The sequence below is a fragment of the Citrobacter sp. Ce006 genome (genome assembly GCF_030336535.1).
Classification (GTDB): Bacteria; Pseudomonadota; Gammaproteobacteria; order Enterobacterales; family Enterobacteriaceae; genus Citrobacter; species Citrobacter europaeus.
Genome location: NZ_JAOWDO010000070.1, coordinates 65875 through 83043, shown reverse-complemented (window position 1 = coordinate 83043; position 17169 = coordinate 65875). Strand labels below are relative to the sequence as shown.

Sequence of the window (17169 nt, the reverse complement as noted above, 5' to 3'; positions counted from 1 at the left end):
CGTTTGCTTTTTTTTACCACCCGTTTTTTATGCGCGGAGCTAAACGTTTGCTTTTTTGCGACACCCCTATTGACGCAAACCTGGCACATGGAGAAAACGTTTAGCAGGCAGTGGATTGTCCAGCACGCATAATGACGAAAAAATAAACTCTCAGGGGATGTTTTCTATGTCTACGCCTTCAGCGCGTACCGGCGGTTCACTCGACGCCTGGTTTAAAATTTCGCTTCGCGGCAGTACCGTTCGTCAGGAAGTCGTTGCCGGATTAACGACGTTCCTGGCCATGGTTTACTCCGTTATCGTGGTTCCGGGGATGCTGGGTAAAGCCGGATTCCCGCCTGCCGCCGTATTTGTGGCGACCTGTCTGGTCGCGGGCGTCGGTTCTATTGTGATGGGCCTGTGGGCAAACCTGCCGCTGGCAATTGGCTGCGCCATTTCTCTGACGGCGTTTACCGCATTCAGCCTGGTGCTGGGGCAGCATATCAGCGTGCCCGTTGCGCTGGGCGCAGTGTTCCTGATGGGTGTCCTGTTTACCATTATTTCCGCGACCGGTATTCGTAGCTGGATCCTGCGCAATCTGCCGCAAGGTGTTGCGCACGGTACGGGGATTGGTATCGGCCTGTTCCTGCTGCTGATTGCGGCAAACGGTGTTGGTCTGGTGATTAAGAACCCGCTGGACGGCCTGCCGGTTGCGCTGGGCGACTTCGATACCTTCCCGGTGATTATGTCGCTGATTGGTCTGGCGGTGATTATTGGTCTCGAAAAATTGAAAGTGCCGGGCGGCATTCTGCTGACCATTATCGGTATTTCCATCGTCGGCCTGATTTTTGACCCAGCCGTGCATTTCTCCGGTATTTTTGCCATGCCGTCGCTGAGCGACGAGAACGGCAACTCGCTGATTGGCAGCCTGGATATTATGGGCGCACTGAACCCGATCGTACTGCCGAGCGTGCTGGCGCTGGTCATGACCGCTGTCTTCGATGCGACCGGAACCATCCGCGCGGTGGCTGGACAGGCGAACCTGCTGGATAAAGACGGACAGATTATTGATGGCGGCAAAGCGCTGACCACCGACTCACTGAGCAGCGTGTTCTCTGGTCTGGTGGGCGCTGCACCGGCTGCGGTTTATATTGAATCCGCAGCGGGTACGGCGGCAGGCGGTAAAACCGGCCTGACGGCGATCACCGTTGGCGTACTGTTCCTGCTGATCCTGTTCCTTTCTCCGCTCTCTTATCTTGTACCTGTGTACGCAACGGCGCCTGCGCTGATGTATGTGGGTCTGTTGATGCTGAGCAACGTCGCGAAAATCGACTTTGCTGACTTTGTTGACGCTATGGCTGGACTGGTAACAGCCGTATTTATCGTGCTGACCTGTAACATCGTTACCGGCATTATGATTGGCTTTGCTACCCTGGTGATTGGCCGTATCGTCTCTGGCGAATGGCGCAAACTGAACATCGGCACTGTGGTCATCGCCATCGCGCTGGTGGCCTTCTACGCAGGTGGTTGGGCTATCTGATCCTCATCCGCTGAAGATCCTTAAAACGGGTGGCTTTGGCCGCCCGTTTTTATTTTCAGAACACACTCGTTGTCTTTTGCGTTACTCTCAAGTAGATAGAATTAAGGCACGACGCCTTTATCACCAATCATAAGAAACATCGCAAACAGGGAACGCATGGAAATCTTTTTCACCATACTCATCATGACCCTTGTGGTCTCGCTGTCGGGGGTATTTACTCGCGTATTGCCCTTCCAACTCCCTTTACCCCTTATGCAGATCGCCATCGGCGCCTTGCTGGCGTGGCCGACGTTTGGTTTGCATGTGGAATTCGATCCTGAGCTGTTTTTGGTTCTGTTCATCCCGCCGTTGCTCTTTGCTGATGGCTGGAAGACGCCAACGCGTGAGTTTCTCGAGCACGGGCGAGAGATCTTCGGCCTTGCGCTGGCGCTGGTTCTGGTTACGGTGGTCGGGATTGGCTTTATGATTTACTGGCTGGTGCCGGGGATCCCTCTCATCCCGGCCTTTGCGCTGGCCGCCGTTCTGTCGCCAACCGATGCCGTGGCGTTATCCGGCATTGTGGGGGAGGGACGCATACCGAAGAAAATCATGGGCATCCTGCAGGGCGAAGCGTTGATGAACGATGCGTCCGGCCTGGTCTCGCTGAAATTTGCCGTAGCCGTGGCGATGGGCACGATGGTATTTACCGTCGGCGGCGCGACGGTTGAGTTCTTCAAAGTGGCGATTGGCGGCATCCTGGCCGGTTTTGTCGTCAGTTGGCTGTACGGGCGCTCCCTGCGTTTTCTTAGCCGCTGGGGCGGTGATGAGCCCGCAACGCAAATCGTTCTGCTGTTTCTGCTGCCGTTTGCGTCTTATCTGATTGCGGAACACATTGGTGTTTCAGGCATCCTCGCGGCGGTCGCTGCCGGGATGACGATTACCCGTTCTGGAGTAATGCGCCGTGCGCCGCTGGCGATGCGTTTGCGCGCTAACAGCACCTGGGCGATGCTGGAATTTGTGTTTAACGGCATGGTGTTCTTGCTTTTAGGGCTGCAGTTGCCGGGCATTCTGGAGTCATCTTTGGCGGCGGCAGAAGTCGACCCGAACGTTGAAATCTGGATGCTGTTTACCGATATCGTGCTGATTTACGTGGCGCTGATGCTGGTACGTTTTGGCTGGCTGTGGACCATGAAGAAGTTCAGCCTGCGCTTCCTGAAGAAAAAACCGATGGAGTTTGGATCCTGGACGACGCGTGAAATCCTGATTGCCTCCTTTGCGGGGGTGCGTGGGGCTATTACCCTTGCCGGTGTGCTCTCCATTCCGCTGCTGCTACCGGATGGTAGCGGCTTCCCGGCGCGCTATGAGCTGATCTTCCTGGCTGCGGGCGTGATTCTGTTCTCGCTGTTTGTTGGCGTGGTGATGCTGCCGATTCTGCTACAGCATCTGGAAGTGGCAGACCACTCGCAGCAGCAGAAAGAGGAACGTATTGCCCGCGCAGCTACGGCGGAAGTGGCGATTGTCGCCATCCAGAAAATGGAGGAACGTCTGGCTGCGGACAGCGAAGAGAACATCGACAACCAGTTGCTCACCGAGGTGAGTTCACGCGTCATCGGTAACCTGCGTCGACGTGCCGACGGACGCAATGACGTGGAAAGCTCGATGCAGGAAGAAAATCTCGAACGGCGTTTCCGCCTGGCAGCGCTGCGCTCAGAGCGCGCGGAACTTTATCATCTGCGCGCCACGCGGGAAATCAGCAATGAAACGCTGCAAAAACTGCTGCACGATCTGGATTTGCTGGAAGCGCTGTTGATCGAGAACCAGTAAACGAGCGTGCCTGATGCGCTACGCTTATCAGGCCTACAAAACCGGCAACAGCGATGTAGGCCGGATAAGGCGCTAGCCGCATCCGGCGAAGGGTGTGCCAAATGGCGCGCAACTGGCTGCAAGAAATTATTCATCGTGTAATTTGCGAGCGGCTTTCCTGAACGAATCCATCCCTCTTGTCGATTCCCTCTTTTCTCCATACGGTTGAGGAAAGGGGGAAACATGTCCAACTATCGACGAAATTACATTAATGGGGGAACCTGGTTTTTTACGGTAAATCTGCAGGACCGTCGAAGCCATCTTCTGACTGCCAACATTCACGCGCTTCGGTGTGCAATCGCTGCGGTCAAAAAGGTTAGGCCTTTTCGCATTAATGCGTGGGTCGTTTTACCCGAGCATATGCATTGCATATGGACGTTACCTGACAATGATGCGGATTATTCCTCTCGCTGGCGGGAAATTAAGAAGCATTTCACCCACTCATTGTCTTCCCGACATATCTGGCAATCTCGCTTTTGGGAGCACACCATCCGTGATGAACATGATTATCGCCAGCATGTTGATTATATTTACATTAACCCGGTGAAGCACGGCTGGGTAAAACAGGTACAGGACTGGCCTTTTTCAACATTTCATCGTGATGTGATGCATGGTTTGTACCCGCAAGATTGGGCAGGTGAAATCATGGATTTTAATGCGGGTGAACGTGCCTGATGCGCTACGCTTATCAGGCCTACAACACTGGCATACCGATGTAGGCCGGATAAGGCGTTAAGCCGCATCCGGCATTTTACACCTCTTGGGTTAGCCAAAACCCTTCACAGCATTTGAGCCACGCCTTGGCGCTGTGCGACAGATATACACCGTCGCGCCAAATCATACCCAACTGCCAGCGTAAATCGCTCTCCAGGGGGATCCAGCGCAGCGTCTGCTTATCCAGGCGCTGGCAAATCGGCTCCGGTAAAATAGCAATCCCGACACCGGCTTGCACCATCGCCGCCAGAAAATCCCACTGCCCGCTGCGAACCGCGATGCGGGGCTTGACGTTGTGTTGGCTAAACAGCTTAAGCAATTGGCGGCTCAATGCGAAATCTTCGTTATAGATAAGCAGCGGATGCTCCGCTAATGCCTCGGGGGAAATAGATTCGCACGTTGTCCACTGACCGGAGCGGGGGACCAGCACGCAGAGCGGATGACTAAAAAGCGGTAAGGTCGCCAGACCGCTCTCTTCCTCAACTGGCAACGCAGTCATCGCGACATCCAGATCGCCGTTTATCACCGCCTGCTGAACGGTTAAGCCGCCAAATTCAGATATCTTCAGCTCAACGCCGGGATAGCGCTGGCGAAACAGGCCGATCGGCCCGGCCATCAACATACCCACCATGGGCGGGATACCGAGGCGCAGCACGCCCTTGTTGAGATGATTAATGTCGCTAAGTTCGGCTTCGAGCTGGCGAAACTCGGCAAGGATCGCCAGGCCACGTTCGAAAACGACCTGCCCGGTGTCGGTTAACAGCAGCCGCCGACCGTCGCGGATTAACAGCGTGCAGTTAAGCTCGTCTTCAAGGTTCTTCAACATCTTGCTGATGGTGGGTTGGGTGACAAAAAGCTTCTCCGCTGCGCGGGTAAAGCTCTGCTGACGAACCACCTCAACAAAATAGCGCAGCGTTCTGATATCCATGATTATTCCTTAAGACTATGCCTGCAATGAGTTTAATTCATTTCAGTCCTGGATGGGGGCTCTCTATACTGGCGCTCTCTATTTTTTAAGGACATACCCTCATGGCTGTGGCGATAAGCCGCGTGACGCCTGCCGTTATTCATCGACTTCAGATACCCGTTCAGGTTCTGTTGTACGCAGGTCTATTTGTATTTGCTCAATATCTTGTCTCCTGGCTGCATTTGCCGCTTCCTGCCAACCTGGTGGGGATGGTGCTGATGTTGGCGTTGATTGTCTGTCGGGTTATCCCGCTGAACTGGATCCGCGCTGGGGCTCGCTGGTTACTGGCTGAAATGCTGCTATTTTTTGTCCCGGCGGTGGTGGCCGTCGTCAACTACACGCAGCTGTTGTTGGTCGATGGCTGGCGCATATTTTCCGTCATTGCGCTAAGTACGGTGATGGTGCTTGGCGCAACGGCGTGGGTGGTGGATAAAGTGTATCGCTATGAAATGAGCAGGCTAAACCGTGAGTAATTTCCAGCTAAGCGTGCTGTGTCTGGTGATTACGCTGGGCATCTATTTTGCCAACAAGCGCCTGTATCGCCGATTTCGTAAATTACCGCTGATGCCATTGGTGCTCACTCCGGCGCTGCTGGTGCTGATGCTGGTCTTTGGGCACATCTCCTGGCAAAACTATATTGGTGAATCGCACTGGCTGCTGTGGCTGCTGGGACCTGCAACCATCGCCTTTGCCGTGCCGGTTTATGACAACCTTGCGGTGATTAAGCGCCATTGGATGTCGCTGACGGCGGGCGTAGTGACGGCTACGCTGGTGGCTGTCACCAGTTCCGTTTGGTTGGCGCGTCTGTTTATGCTGCCTGATGAAATCCAGCGCAGTCTGGCGGTGCGCTCCGTCACTACGCCGTTTGCGCTGGCGGCGGCAGAGCCGTTGGGCGGGCAGCCGGACCTGGTGGCATTGTTCGTGGTGGTGACCGGTGTATTCGGTATGGCGGTCGGCGATGTGCTGTTTTTACGACTTTCCATTCGTGAAGGGATGGCGAAAGGCGCAGGATTTGGCGCCGCATCGCATGGCGCAGGCACGGCACGCTCATATGAGCTCGGCCAGCAGGAGGGCGTGGTTGCCAGCCTGGTGATGATGCTTTCTGGCGTGGTGATGGTGCTGGTAGCGCCGCTGGTCGCAAGGCTGATGTTCTGACCAGCGGCGGTGTGCTATTTCAAGCGTGAAATCAGCGAGAATTCTTTAAAATTCACCGGCCGCTGTTGCTGCATGGAAATATTCCCGGCGATACCGGTCAAAATCGACATGGCGCCGGCGCGATGGTCGGCGGCACGCTGCAACGGATCGTGCCGCGGCTCGCCAAACAGATCCGCCAGCATGGCGTTATCACCGCCACCGTGACCGCCTTCGCCGAGGGTAAAATCAGCCTGCCACGGCGCGGCAAACATCGGGAAAACAGTGATGTCACAGGCTTCAAGGCTGCCTTCGTTGTCCCGCTCCCCTCCGGCGTTGACGTAGGATTTCTCAACGATTTTCATCTCCAGGCGGCCTTCGCTACCGTTAAACACCACGTTCAAGCCTTCCCATGGCAGCCAGGTGTTCAGTGAATAGGTAAGCTGCACCTGATTCTGATATTTCACCAGCACCGACATGGTGTCTTCAATGGTGATACCGTCGCTGAACACGCTCTGGTCGCGAAAATAGTTATCTTCGTGTTCGGCATCCAGATAGAGCGCTTTAAGCTGAGGATTCTCGGCCATATGCAGCGCAAACGGATCGTCTTTGGCCTGCGCATAGCCGTGAGTGCGCGGGTAAAATTGCGTCACGCCCCGGCGTTCGGCGTTCTCTTTTCCGTAGAAACGCAGGCTACCTTCGGCATACACCCGCTCCGGATAACTGCCCAGCCAGAAGTTCATCAGATCAAAATGGTGAGTGGATTTATGTACTAATAAGCCGCCGCTATTCCGTTTTTCGCGATGCCAGCGGCGGAAATAATCGGCACCGTGCTCGGTATTGAGCAACCATTCAAAGTGAACCGAATAAACTTCGCCAATCGTACCGTTCATCAGCAGTTCGCGAACTTTGCTGTGGTGCGGCGCATAGCGATAGTTAAAGGCGACGCGTACCTGACGTCCGGTCTCTTCAATGGCGTCCAGAATCCGCAGGGCGCGTTGCTCATCGATGGTCATCGGTTTTTCGGTGATTACATCGCAGCCCGCGCGTAGCGCACGCACGATGTAGTCGTCGTGAGTCCGGTCCATGGTGGTTACAATGATGATATCCGGGCGAGTTTCTCGGATCATCTCTTCAAACTGCTGCGCTTTCCATGTGGAGACAGGGGCTGCGCCTTCGTTCTTCAGAAGCTGGTTAGCGTAATTCATACGCGTTTGATTGGTGTCGCAAAAGGCAACCAAACGAGCATTTTCCTTCCATTGCCCGCCAATCGCGCTGATGTAAAGTCCCGCGCGCCCGCCGGTTCCTACCAGGGCATATTTCTTCATAACATCCTCATCCTTCAAAAATGAATTGCAGTATCGATGTAATAAAAACAATGTTTCAATTTGATTTTTGTACAATAGCGCTAATGCGGAAGATGGATACAACGTAGAGGGAAAAATGTGATCCCGACCAAAATGATCGGCGGAGGGGGCGACATTCTTATTTTCTTAGAGGCTATGTTTAAATTTATATTCACGCCTTAGAATAGTGATAAATGTTACTCGCCATTGTAAGGACGCGCAGCGTGAAATATTTGTGGTTATCTGCTCTCTTGTTCAGTCATGCCGTTTTGGCCTGGTGTCCTGATGAAGACCAACGGGTGACATTGCAGGGAACATTAATACAACAGACGTTACCCGGTCCGCCAAATTACGAAAGCATTAAAGATGGCGATGAGGCGGTAACTTATGATTATCTTAAATTGGATCAACCGTTTGAGTGCGATGTTACTGGTGAGCGTGAAAGTGTGCCGCTAGTACAGCTTATTTTGATGGGCAAAAATAAGCCTGGTTACGCCGATCTTGCTCCTTCTCTGGGAAAAGATGTCATCCTGACCGGGAAAACGATGTATGCCCAGACAGGTCGTCACTTTACTTCTGTGCTGCTTATTCTTGATAGCGCCAAAAACGTTACTCCCATCACCACGCCAGAACAAAAGAAAAGCGCGCTAATTCAGTTTCAACAGTTCCAACAGGCGTTGCGAGAGAAAAATGTTGTCGCGTTGAAAACATATTTTGTCTTTCCTTTGCAGGGGACGCTATTTGACTTTATTGCTTATGACGAAAATCGTCAGGAAGAAGTACTTACCGAGGCTGTATTTGACCAAAATTCGCAGCAGATTATGGCGCATCTGCAGATGCTGACCAATATCGGCGTTGATGCTGAATCACTGATGATAAACGAGTACAGAATTAACACACTTTCGGAACGTGAGCAGCAACGTCGCTATTTTCCAGCTGATGAAGATGGCATGTTTTATTATGAAGAAAACGGTAAACGTCATACCGTTACAGGAACATGCGATACCATCGCTCAAGGGGAACTTACAGACGGTATTCTTTTTACTTCGCAGGGGACAAGTGCAAATGAGCAACTCCCCGGTCTTTCAGAAAATTGTGACGGCGCGACGTCATATATGTTCAAGCTGGTTGATGGCAAACTGCGACTGACGGGGAGTTTTACTGCAGACTAATGACGTATTACAGATGGAATGGAATAAAAATAGAAAAGGATGTTAAAAATGCTTAATGATTTATTTATGGGCTGGCAGTGGCTAAATCTTGTGTGTGCGATTGTTTTCCTGTTGCTTATCGCTGTACCTGCTCGTCGCTTTATAACGGATGAGAATCCTGGATGATTTGCTGAATGTCTTCCCCGGCCAAAATGACCGGGGAAGAGAAGGAGTTAGTGTGCGCGACCTTGTTCTACGCCGTACCCGGTCTGGGAACGGATGAACTGAGCACGGAACTGCTCGCGTTCGCGATTGCCTTCTTCTGAGTTGTCGGTAGCAGAGAAGAACCAAATCCCGAGGAATGCTACGCTAATGGAGAACAGCGCCGGATACTCATACGGGAAAATAGCTTTTTCGTGACCGAGGATCTGGACCCAAATCGTCGGGCCAAGAATCATCAGCACCACCGCCGTCAGCAGACCTAACCAGCCGCCCAGCATCGCGCCACGCGTGGTCAGTCTTGACCAGTACATGGAGAGCAGAATGATGGGGAAGTTGCAGCTGGCCGCGATAGCAAACGCCAGGCCTACCATGAAGGCGATGTTCTGGTTCTCAAACAGCACGCCGAGCAGAATAGCAATCACGCCCAACACCAGTACGGTGATTTTCGAGACTCTCAGCTCTTCACGTTCGGTTGCGCCTTTGCGGAACACGTTGGCGTACAGGTCATGAGAGACTGCCGATGCACCCGCCAGCGTCAGGCCGGCAACCACCGCCAGGATGGTGGCAAATGCCACGGCTGAGATGAAACCGAGGAACAGGTTACCGCCCACCGCGTTCGCCAGGTGAACCGCTGCCATGTTGTTACCGCCAATCAACGCACCTGCAGCGTCTTTGTACGCCGGATTAGCCCCTACCAGCATGATTGCGCCAAAGCCGATGATAAAGGTCAGGATGTAGAAATAACCCATAAAACCGGTGGCGTAGAACACGCTCTTACGCGCTTCGCGGGCATCGCTTACCGTGAAGAAACGCATCAGGATGTGCGGCAAGCCTGCCGTACCAAACATCAGGCCGAGACCTAACGACAGCGCGGAGATCGGATCTTTAACCAGTCCTCCCGGGCTCATAATGGCTGAACCTTTCGGGTGTACCGCCATCGCTTCGGTGAACAGGTTGTTGAAGCTAAAGCCGACGTGCTTCATCACCATAAAGGCCATAAAGCTGGCGCCGAACAGCAACAGAACGGCTTTGATGATCTGTACCCAGGTGGTCGCCAGCATGCCGCCAAACAGAACGTACATCATCATCAATACGCCAACCAGCACGACGGCGATGTGATAGTTCAGACCAAATAGCAGCTCAATCAGCTTACCTGCGCCGACCATCTGGGCGATCAGGTACAGCGCGACCACCACAAGGGAACCACAGGCCGACAGAATACGGATTGGGCCTTGTTTCAGACGGTAGGAAGCAACGTCTGCAAAGGTGTAACGACCCAGGTTACGCAAACGCTCAGCAATCAGGAACAGGATAATTGGCCAGCCAACCAGGAAGCCGAGGGAATAGATCAGCCCGTCATAACCCGAGGTAAACACCAGCGCGGAAATCCCGAGGAACGATGCCGCCGACATATAGTCGCCCGCAATCGCCAGCCCGTTCTGGAAACCAGTGATGTTACCGCCAGCGGTGTAGTAGTCATTCCGCGAACGTACGCGCTTAGACGCCCAGTAGGTAATGCCGAGCGTAAAGATGACGAAAATCAGGAACATAACAATCGCCTGCCAGTTGGTTGGCTGGCGTTGGACTGCACCACTAATAGCATCCGCCGCGTTTGCGGCGAAGGGCAGCGTGGCGGCAAGCGCCGTCAGGACTCTCTTCATGATGCTTTAACCTCGTGCAGAACCGCATTGTTCAGGCGATCGAATTCACCATTTGCCCGCCAGATGTAGATCCCGGTCAGGATGAAAGAGATGAGGATCACACCGACCCCAATCGGAATACCGCGGGTGACGCTGGTTCCCGCGTGTAGCGGAGTACCCAGCCAGCCCGGCGCAAAGGCAATCAATAATATAAAGCTGATATAAACTGCCAGCATGATGATGGACAGAATGGTGGCAAACCGTTGCCGTTTTTCAACTAACTCCCTGAAACGCGCACTGTCTTCTATCCGCTGATAAATATTGTCATTCATCACAGAGCTCTCCAGAGGTCCCCCTGCGTCTTTCGTGCTACAGGTTCGTTGGCCGCACTCGCCCACCCCAGTCACATAGTGAACTATGCTCCTGGGGATGTGCTCGCTTGCCGCCTTCCTGTAACACGAAATCCTTTGGGGGAGGTTTTTTATATTTCCCTCCCGGATGAAGAGAGGGTAGGGTCAGATTTGTAGGCCGGATAAGACGCTTTCGCGTCACCATCCGGCATTTTCAGGACTTTGTTATGATGGCATCGCGATGGCCTGCTTCTCTTCGAGCAGTTTCTCTACCACGCCCGGATCGGCGAGGGTCGAGGTATCGCCCAGATTGCTGGTATCGCCCGCCGCGATTTTACGCAGGATACGGCGCATGATTTTGCCGGAGCGGGTTTTCGGCAGTGAGTCGGTCCAGTGCAGCACGTCTGGCGTTGCCAACGGACCAATTTCTTTACGCACCCAGTTGCGAACCTCGGCGTACAACTCAGGTGACGGCTCTTCGCCGTGATTCAGCGTGACGTAGGCGTAGATCGCCTGGCCTTTAATATTATGCGGAATACCGACTACCGCGGCTTCGGCAATCTTCGGATGCGACACCAACGCCGATTCGATTTCTGCCGTTCCCAGACGGTGACCAGAGACGTTCAGCACATCGTCCACACGGCCGGTGATCCAGTAATAACCATCTTCATCACGGCGTGCGCCGTCGCCGCTGAAGTACATATTCTTGAAGGTGGAGAAATAGGTTTGCTCAAAGCGTTCGTGATCGCCAAACAGCGTTCTCGCCTGGCCCGGCCACGAGTCGGTAATTACCAGGTTGCCTTCGGTCGCGCCTTCCAGTGGATTACCTTCGTTATCGACAATCGCAGGCTGTACGCCAAAGAACGGACGGGTTGCGGAACCGGCTTTCAGCTCGGTGGCGCCCGGCAGCGGGGTGATCATGAATCCCCCGGTTTCAGTCTGCCACCAGGTATCGACGACCGGACATTTTTCGTTGCCGATCTTCTTCCAGTACCACTCCCATGCTTCCGGGTTGATCGGCTCGCCAACGGAACCCAGGATACGCAGCGACGAACGGTCAGTACCTTCAATCGCTTTATCGCCTTCTGCCATCAGGGCGCGGATGGCGGTCGGTGCGGTATACAGAATATTGACCTGGTGCTTGTCCACAACCTGCGACATTCGTGCCGGAGTAGGCCAGTTTGGCACGCCTTCGAACATCAGCGTGGTTGCGCCGCAGGCCAGCGGACCGTACAGCAGGTAGCTGTGTCCGGTTACCCAACCTACGTCAGCGGTACACCAATAAATATCGCCCTGATGGTAGTCAAACACGTACTTAAAGGTGGTTGCGGCGTAGACCAGATACCCGCCGGTGGTGTGCAGCACGCCTTTCGGTTTGCCAGTTGAACCGGAGGTATACAGGATAAACAGCGGATCTTCCGCGTTCATTTCTTCTGGCTGATGTTCCGGGCTGGCTTTCTCGATAAGATCGGACCACCACAGGTCACGGCCTTCTTGCCATTCCGTTTTACCGCCAGTACGTTTGAGGACGACTACATGTTCAACGGTTTTCACGTTCGGGTTTTTCAGCGCATCATCGACGTTCTTTTTCAACGGGATAGCGCGTCCGGCGCGCACGCCTTCGTCGGCTGTGATAACCAGGCGTGAATTAGAGTCGATAATACGTCCGGCGACGGCCTCCGGTGAGAAACCACCGAAGATGACCGAATGCACCGCGCCAATGCGGGCGCAGGCCAGCATGGCGACCGCAGCTTCCGGCACCATCGGCATATAAATTGCCACCACATCACCTTTTTTAATGCCTAAATCCAGTAATGTATTGGCAAAACGACAGACATCGCGATGCAGCTCGCGGTAGGTAATATGTTTGCTTTGGGTGGCGTCGTCGCCTTCCCAGATGATGGCGGTACGATCGCCATTTGCCTGCAGATGACGGTCGAGGCAGTTCGCTGCCAGGTTTAGCGTGCCGTCTTCGTACCATTTAATAGACACGTTGCCTGGCGCAAACGAGGTGTTCTTCACCTGGCTGTACGGTTTGATCCAATCAAGAATCTTTCCCTGTTCGCCCCAAAATGTGTCGGGTTCGTTAACAGATTGCTGGTACTTCGCTTCGTACTGCTCCGGATTTATCAGGCAACGATCCGCAATGTTTGCGGGAATAGCGTGTTTATGTATTTGGCTCATGGCTTTTGTTCTCCTTGTAGGATGTTAATAATATGTCTCATAAACGTTAAATGTAGGGGCATTGAGAGTTTTGTTTAGTATTTGCGCGGCAGATCACGCAATAAACGAATTGTGCAAATTAGCGACAAACTGAATTTTGAAGGGAACTAGCAAAAATTGATTAAATCTCGCGATAACATGTAGTTATCTAAAGGATTATTGAAAAGGTGATCTGTCTCTGAATTAGACCAAAGAGTGAGAGGTTTGAGGGGTGTTATAACTCTAAAGTGGTATTTTACATACACTTACAATTGATTAAAGACAACATTTTCAGTGTGGTTTCTTGTTACAAATAGGGTGGAGCAATGTCATGACAGTATCGTGTGGTTGCTGTTGTGGAAAACAATAAAAGAACCGCCATTGCAGATAATGGCGTCATCTGGATGAGACCCCTATGGCAAGGATAAAATCACGCGTACGCCGTTTCTTCAGCCTGTTATTACCTTTATTATTTATTTCTGCTGTTCACGCTGAACAAACTTCTGTACCCGCAAAAACCGTCACCGTTGAAGCGAAAAATGAAACCTTCGCTCCTCAGCATCCCGATCAATATCTCTCCTGGAAAGCCACGTCTGAGCAATCAGCCCGTGAAGATGCGCTGGCAGAAGATCCGCGTCTGGTGATCCTGTGGGCGGGATATCCATTCTCGCGCGATTACAACAAACCGCGTGGACATGCGTATGCCGTGACCGATGTCCGTGAAACCTTACGTACCGGCGCACCAAAAACGGCAGAAGACGGCCCGCTGCCGATGGCTTGCTGGAGCTGTAAAAGCCCGGACGTAGCGCGTCTTATCCAGAAAGACGGTGAAGATGGCTACTTCCACGGTAAATGGGCGCGCGGCGGTCCGGAAATTGTTAACAACCTCGGTTGTGCAGATTGCCATAACACCGCGTCACCCGACTTCGCCAAAGGCAAGCCAGAGCTGACCCTGTCGCGTCCTTATGCAGAACGCGCGATGGAAGCGATCGGCAAACCGTTCGAGAAAGCCGGTCGCTTTGACCAGCAATCCATGGTCTGCGGCCAGTGTCACGTGGAATACTACTTCGACGGTAAAAACAAAGCCGTTAAGTTTCCGTGGGACGACGGCATGAAAGTCGAGAACATGGAGAAATACTACGACAACATTGCTTTCTCTGACTGGACCAACTCCCTGTCTAAAACACCCATGCTGAAAGCGCAGCACCCGGAGTATGAAACCTGGAGCGCAGGTATTCATGGCAAGAACAACGTGACCTGTATCGACTGCCACATGCCAAAAGTGCAAAACGCGGAAGGCAAGATCTACACCGACCATAAGATTGGTAACCCGTTCGATAACTTCCCTCAGACCTGCGCGAACTGCCATACCCAGGACAAAGCGTCCCTGCAAAAAGTGGTCGCCGAGCGTAAACAGGCCATTCATGACCTGAAAATCAAGGTTGAAGATCAACTGGTACATGCGCACTTCGAAGCGAAAGCCGCATGGGATGCGGGCGCAACCGAAGCGGAAATGAAACCGATTCTGGAAGATATCCGCCACGCGCAATGGCGCTGGGACCTGTCTATCGCCTCACATGGTATTCACATGCACGCCCCGGAAGAAGGTCTGCGGATGCTGGGTAGCGCAATGGATAAAGCCGCCGATGCGCGTACCAAACTGGTCCGTCTGCTGGCGACCAAAGGCATCACGCATGAAATCCCGTTACCGGATATCTCTACTAAAGAGAAAGCTCAGGCAGCGATTGGTCTGAACATGCAGCAAATCAATGCTGAGAAGCAGGAGTTCATCAAGACGGTGATTCCGCAGTGGGAAGATCAGGCGCGTAAAAACGGTCTGTTAAGCCAATAACCCCATTTCGCCCCGCAAGGGGCGGATAACTCAACGGAGTGAATATGAGCGTATTACGTTCGTTATTAACTGCTGGGGTGCTGGCGTCAGGCTTGTTATGGAGCCTGAGTGGAATCACTGCCACGCCAACGCCGCAGGAGTCGGATCAACGCTGGACGGTTACCCAACAGCGTAATCCGGATGCCGCTTGTCTGGACTGTCACAAGCCGGATACCGAGGGCATGCATGGTAAGCATGCGGAAGTCATCAACCCGAATAACAAACTGCCGGTCACCTGCACCAACTGCCACGGCCAGCCGTCACCGAACCACCGTGAGGGGGTGAAGGATGTGATGCGCTTTAATGAGCCGATGTACAACGTGGAACAGCAGAACAGCGTCTGTATGTCTTGTCACCTGCCTGAGCAGTTGCAAAAAGCGTTCTGGCCGCACGATGTCCACGTAACCAAAGTGGCGTGCGCCAGCTGTCACTCACTGCATCCGAAGCAAGACACGATGCAGACGCTAAGTGATAAAGGACGGATCAAAATTTGCGTCGATTGCCACAGCGATCAGCGTAACAATCCGAACTTTAACCCGGCGTCGGTTCCGTTGCTTAAGGAGCATCCATGAGTTGCTCTCGTCGCCAGTTTATCACCGGCGTCGGCGCGCTGGTGGCAGTGAGCGGGACGGCGGGACGCGTTGTGGCGCAGACGCTGAACATCAACGGCGTGCGTTACGGTATGGTACATGATGAGTCATTATGCATCGGTTGTACGGCCTGCATGGATGCCTGTCGGGAAGTCAACAACGTGCCCGAAGGCGTATCGCGTCTGACGATTATTCGCAGCGAGCCGCAGGGAACGTTTCCTGATGTGAAGTATCGCTTCTTTCGCCACTCATGCCAGCATTGCGACCACGCTCCCTGCGTTGACGTCTGCCCGACGGGGGCATCGTATCGCGATGCAGCCAACGGTATTGTGGATGTGAACCCGGACCTTTGTGTTGGCTGTCAGTACTGCATCGCCGCGTGTCCTTATCGCGTGCGCTTTATCCATCCGGTGAGCAAAACGGCGGATAAATGCGATTTCTGCCGGAAAACCAACCTGAAAGCGGGCAAACAGCCCGCCTGCGTTGAGTCATGTCCGACGAAGGCGCTGACGTTTGGTAATCTGGACGATCCCAACAGCGATATCTCCCGTTTGTTGCAGCAGAAAACCACCTACCGTTACAAGCTGGCGTTGGGTACAAAACCGAAGGTCTACCGCGTTCCCTTTAAATTTGGGGAGGTGAGCCAATGACATCCGCTTCTGCATTTCATTTTGAATCACTGGTGTGGGACTGGCCCATTGCCATCTATCTGTTCCTGATTGGCATCTCTGCCGGACTGGTCACGCTGGCGATTCTGCTACGTCGTTTCCATCCGGAGGCGGGCGGTTCGGACAGCACGCTGCTGCGCACTACGCTGGTGTTAGGGCCGGGGGCGATAATCTTCGGTCTGTTAATTCTGGTGTTCCACCTGACGCGTCCATGGACCTTCTGGAAACTGATGTTCCATTACAGCTTCACCTCGGTGATGTCGATGGGGGTTATGCTGTTCCAGTTGTACATGGTGGTATTAGTATTGTGGTTGGCAAAAATCTTTGAAAAAGAGGTGATTGCCCTGCAACAGCGCTGGCTGCCGCGGTTAGGAGTCGTGCAGAAAGTGTTGACGTTGATAACGCCATTTCATCGCGCGCTGGAGACGTTAATGCTGGTGCTGGCGGTCCTGCTCGGGGCGTATACCGGGTTCCTGCTGTCGGCACTGAAATCCTACCCGTTCCTGAATAACCCGATCCTGCCGGTGCTGTTCCTGTTCTCCGGGATCTCCTCCGGCGCGGCGGTGGCGCTGATCGCCATGGCGTTACGACATCGTAGCAATCCCCACAGCACTGAAGCGCACTTTGTGCATCGCATGGAGGTCCCGGTGGTATGGCTGGAGATCTTCCTGCTGGCGGCGTTCTTTGTTGGTCTGGCGCTGGGCGATGACGGTAAAATGCGCGCGCTGGCGGCGGCATTGGGCGGCGGATTCTGGACCTGGTGGTTCTGGCTTGGCGTAGCTGGGCTTGGGCTGATACTGCCGATGCTGCTAAAACCCTGGGCCAACCGCAGTTCGACGTTTCATGGCGTGCTGGCAGTGTGCGGTGCCAGCCTGACCGGCGTACTGCTGCTGCGCTTTTTTATACTCTATGCGGGTCAGCTAACCGTTGCGTAAGGTG

At 53.6% G+C, this 17169-nt stretch carries 15 protein-coding genes; 10 read left to right on the top strand and 5 right to left on the bottom strand.

Going from position 1 to position 17169, the window contains the following annotated elements; all coding sequences use genetic code 11:
• Positions 1-166: 166 nt before the first annotated feature.
• The 3 genes from ghxP (at position 167) to OGV94_RS12935 (ending at position 4033) form a co-directional block, all read left to right on the top strand.
• Positions 167-1516 carry a guanine/hypoxanthine transporter GhxP gene (ghxP, locus tag OGV94_RS12945; RefSeq protein ID WP_043018086.1) on the top strand — a complete coding sequence of 450 codons (1350 nt, stop codon included), beginning with the start codon at positions 167-169 and terminating at the stop codon, positions 1514-1516.
• A gap of 156 nt (positions 1517-1672) precedes the next feature.
• Complete coding sequence (locus tag OGV94_RS12940; protein WP_043018087.1) at positions 1673-3319, top strand: Na+/H+ antiporter; 1647 nt, start codon at positions 1673-1675, stop codon at positions 3317-3319.
• Between the two features lie 222 nt (positions 3320-3541).
• On the top strand, positions 3542-4033 hold the full coding sequence (locus tag OGV94_RS12935; protein ID WP_043018088.1) for an REP-associated tyrosine transposase: 492 nt from the start codon (positions 3542-3544) through the stop codon (positions 4031-4033).
• Positions 4034-4109: 76 nt separating this feature from the next.
• Here the strand turns inward: OGV94_RS12935 and OGV94_RS12930 are convergent, their stop codons facing one another.
• Positions 4110-5000 (bottom strand): LysR family transcriptional regulator, encoded by an 891-nt coding sequence (locus OGV94_RS12930; protein ID WP_043018089.1) that lies wholly within the window; start codon positions 4998-5000, stop codon positions 4110-4112.
• Between the two features lie 101 nt (positions 5001-5101).
• Between OGV94_RS12930 and OGV94_RS12925 the strand changes: the two genes are divergently transcribed.
• Positions 5102-5512, top strand: coding sequence for a CidA/LrgA family protein (locus OGV94_RS12925; RefSeq protein WP_043018090.1), 411 nt, complete (start codon positions 5102-5104; stop codon positions 5510-5512).
• Entirely contained in the window at positions 5505-6194 is a 690-nt protein-coding gene (locus tag OGV94_RS12920; RefSeq protein WP_003031745.1) for an LrgB family protein, read from the top strand. Before OGV94_RS12925 ends, OGV94_RS12920 begins: the two co-directional genes overlap by 8 nt.
• Positions 6195-6208: 14 nt before the next feature.
• On the opposite strand, the gene OGV94_RS12915 is transcribed toward OGV94_RS12920, so the two are convergent.
• On the bottom strand, positions 6209-7498 hold the full coding sequence (locus tag OGV94_RS12915; RefSeq protein ID WP_043018091.1) for a Gfo/Idh/MocA family protein: 1290 nt from the start codon (positions 7496-7498) through the stop codon (positions 6209-6211).
• A gap of 242 nt (positions 7499-7740) precedes the next feature.
• Between OGV94_RS12915 and OGV94_RS12910 the strand changes: the two genes are divergently transcribed.
• Complete coding sequence (locus tag OGV94_RS12910) at positions 7741-8688, top strand: DUF4431 domain-containing protein (RefSeq protein ID WP_051642778.1); 948 nt, start codon at positions 7741-7743, stop codon at positions 8686-8688.
• 212 nt (positions 8689-8900) lie between these two features.
• Here OGV94_RS12910 and actP read toward each other — a convergent pair whose 3' ends face one another.
• The 3 genes from actP to acs form a co-directional block, all read right to left on the bottom strand.
• A complete protein-coding gene (actP, locus tag OGV94_RS12905) occupies positions 8901-10550 on the bottom strand; it encodes a cation/acetate symporter ActP (protein ID WP_043018092.1) in 1650 nt (549 codons plus the stop codon).
• On the bottom strand, positions 10547-10861 hold the full coding sequence (locus OGV94_RS12900) for a DUF485 domain-containing protein (protein ID WP_006688274.1): 315 nt from the start codon (positions 10859-10861) through the stop codon (positions 10547-10549). The genes actP and OGV94_RS12900 overlap by 4 nt, the downstream gene beginning before the upstream one ends.
• A gap of 243 nt (positions 10862-11104) precedes the next feature.
• A complete protein-coding gene (acs, locus tag OGV94_RS12895; protein WP_043018093.1) occupies positions 11105-13063 on the bottom strand; it encodes an acetate--CoA ligase in 1959 nt (652 codons plus the stop codon).
• A 433-nt stretch (positions 13064-13496) separates the two neighbouring features.
• On the opposite strand from acs, the gene nrfA reads away from it, so the two are divergent.
• From nrfA to nrfD, 4 genes are read left to right on the top strand one after another with little or no spacing between them, the layout of a single operon-like run.
• On the top strand, positions 13497-14933 hold the full coding sequence (nrfA, locus tag OGV94_RS12890; protein ID WP_043018094.1) for an ammonia-forming nitrite reductase cytochrome c552 subunit: 1437 nt from the start codon (positions 13497-13499) through the stop codon (positions 14931-14933).
• Positions 14934-14977: 44 nt separating this feature from the next.
• The gene (gene nrfB / locus OGV94_RS12885; protein ID WP_043018095.1) at positions 14978-15544 is read left to right on the top strand and encodes a cytochrome c nitrite reductase pentaheme subunit; all 567 of its coding nucleotides are present in this window, start codon (positions 14978-14980) and stop codon (positions 15542-15544) included.
• The gene (nrfC, locus tag OGV94_RS12880) at positions 15541-16212 is read left to right on the top strand and encodes a cytochrome c nitrite reductase Fe-S protein (protein WP_043018096.1); all 672 of its coding nucleotides are present in this window, start codon (positions 15541-15543) and stop codon (positions 16210-16212) included. The genes nrfB and nrfC overlap by 4 nt, the downstream gene beginning before the upstream one ends.
• The gene (nrfD, locus tag OGV94_RS12875; RefSeq protein WP_220772162.1) at positions 16209-17165 is read left to right on the top strand and encodes a cytochrome c nitrite reductase subunit NrfD; all 957 of its coding nucleotides are present in this window, start codon (positions 16209-16211) and stop codon (positions 17163-17165) included. The genes nrfC and nrfD overlap by 4 nt, the downstream gene beginning before the upstream one ends.
• Positions 17166-17169 lie beyond the last annotated feature (4 nt).

Bases quoted from the DNA above. Each gene is read 5' to 3' on its own strand.
- ghxP (WP_043018086.1), top strand. From the start codon at position 167: ATGTCTACGCCTTCAGCGCGTACCGGCGGTTCACTCGACGCCTGGTTT.
- OGV94_RS12940 (WP_043018087.1), top strand. From the start codon at position 1,673: ATGGAAATCTTTTTCACCATACTCATCATGACCCTTGTGGTCTCGCTG.
- OGV94_RS12935 (WP_043018088.1), top strand. From the start codon at position 3,542: ATGTCCAACTATCGACGAAATTACATTAATGGGGGAACCTGGTTTTTT.
- OGV94_RS12930 (WP_043018089.1), bottom strand. From the start codon at position 5,000: ATGGATATCAGAACGCTGCGCTATTTTGTTGAGGTGGTTCGTCAGCAG.
- OGV94_RS12925 (WP_043018090.1), top strand. From the start codon at position 5,102: ATGGCTGTGGCGATAAGCCGCGTGACGCCTGCCGTTATTCATCGACTT.
- OGV94_RS12915 (WP_043018091.1), bottom strand. From the start codon at position 7,498: ATGAAGAAATATGCCCTGGTAGGAACCGGCGGGCGCGCGGGACTTTAC.
- actP (WP_043018092.1), bottom strand. From the start codon at position 10,550: ATGAAGAGAGTCCTGACGGCGCTTGCCGCCACGCTGCCCTTCGCCGCA.
- OGV94_RS12900 (WP_006688274.1), bottom strand. From the start codon at position 10,861: ATGAATGACAATATTTATCAGCGGATAGAAGACAGTGCGCGTTTCAGG.
- acs (WP_043018093.1), bottom strand. From the start codon at position 13,063: ATGAGCCAAATACATAAACACGCTATTCCCGCAAACATTGCGGATCGT.
- nrfA (WP_043018094.1), top strand. From the start codon at position 13,497: ATGGCAAGGATAAAATCACGCGTACGCCGTTTCTTCAGCCTGTTATTA.
- nrfB (WP_043018095.1), top strand. From the start codon at position 14,978: ATGAGCGTATTACGTTCGTTATTAACTGCTGGGGTGCTGGCGTCAGGC.
- nrfC (WP_043018096.1), top strand. From the start codon at position 15,541: ATGAGTTGCTCTCGTCGCCAGTTTATCACCGGCGTCGGCGCGCTGGTG.
- nrfD (WP_220772162.1), top strand. From the start codon at position 16,209: ATGACATCCGCTTCTGCATTTCATTTTGAATCACTGGTGTGGGACTGG.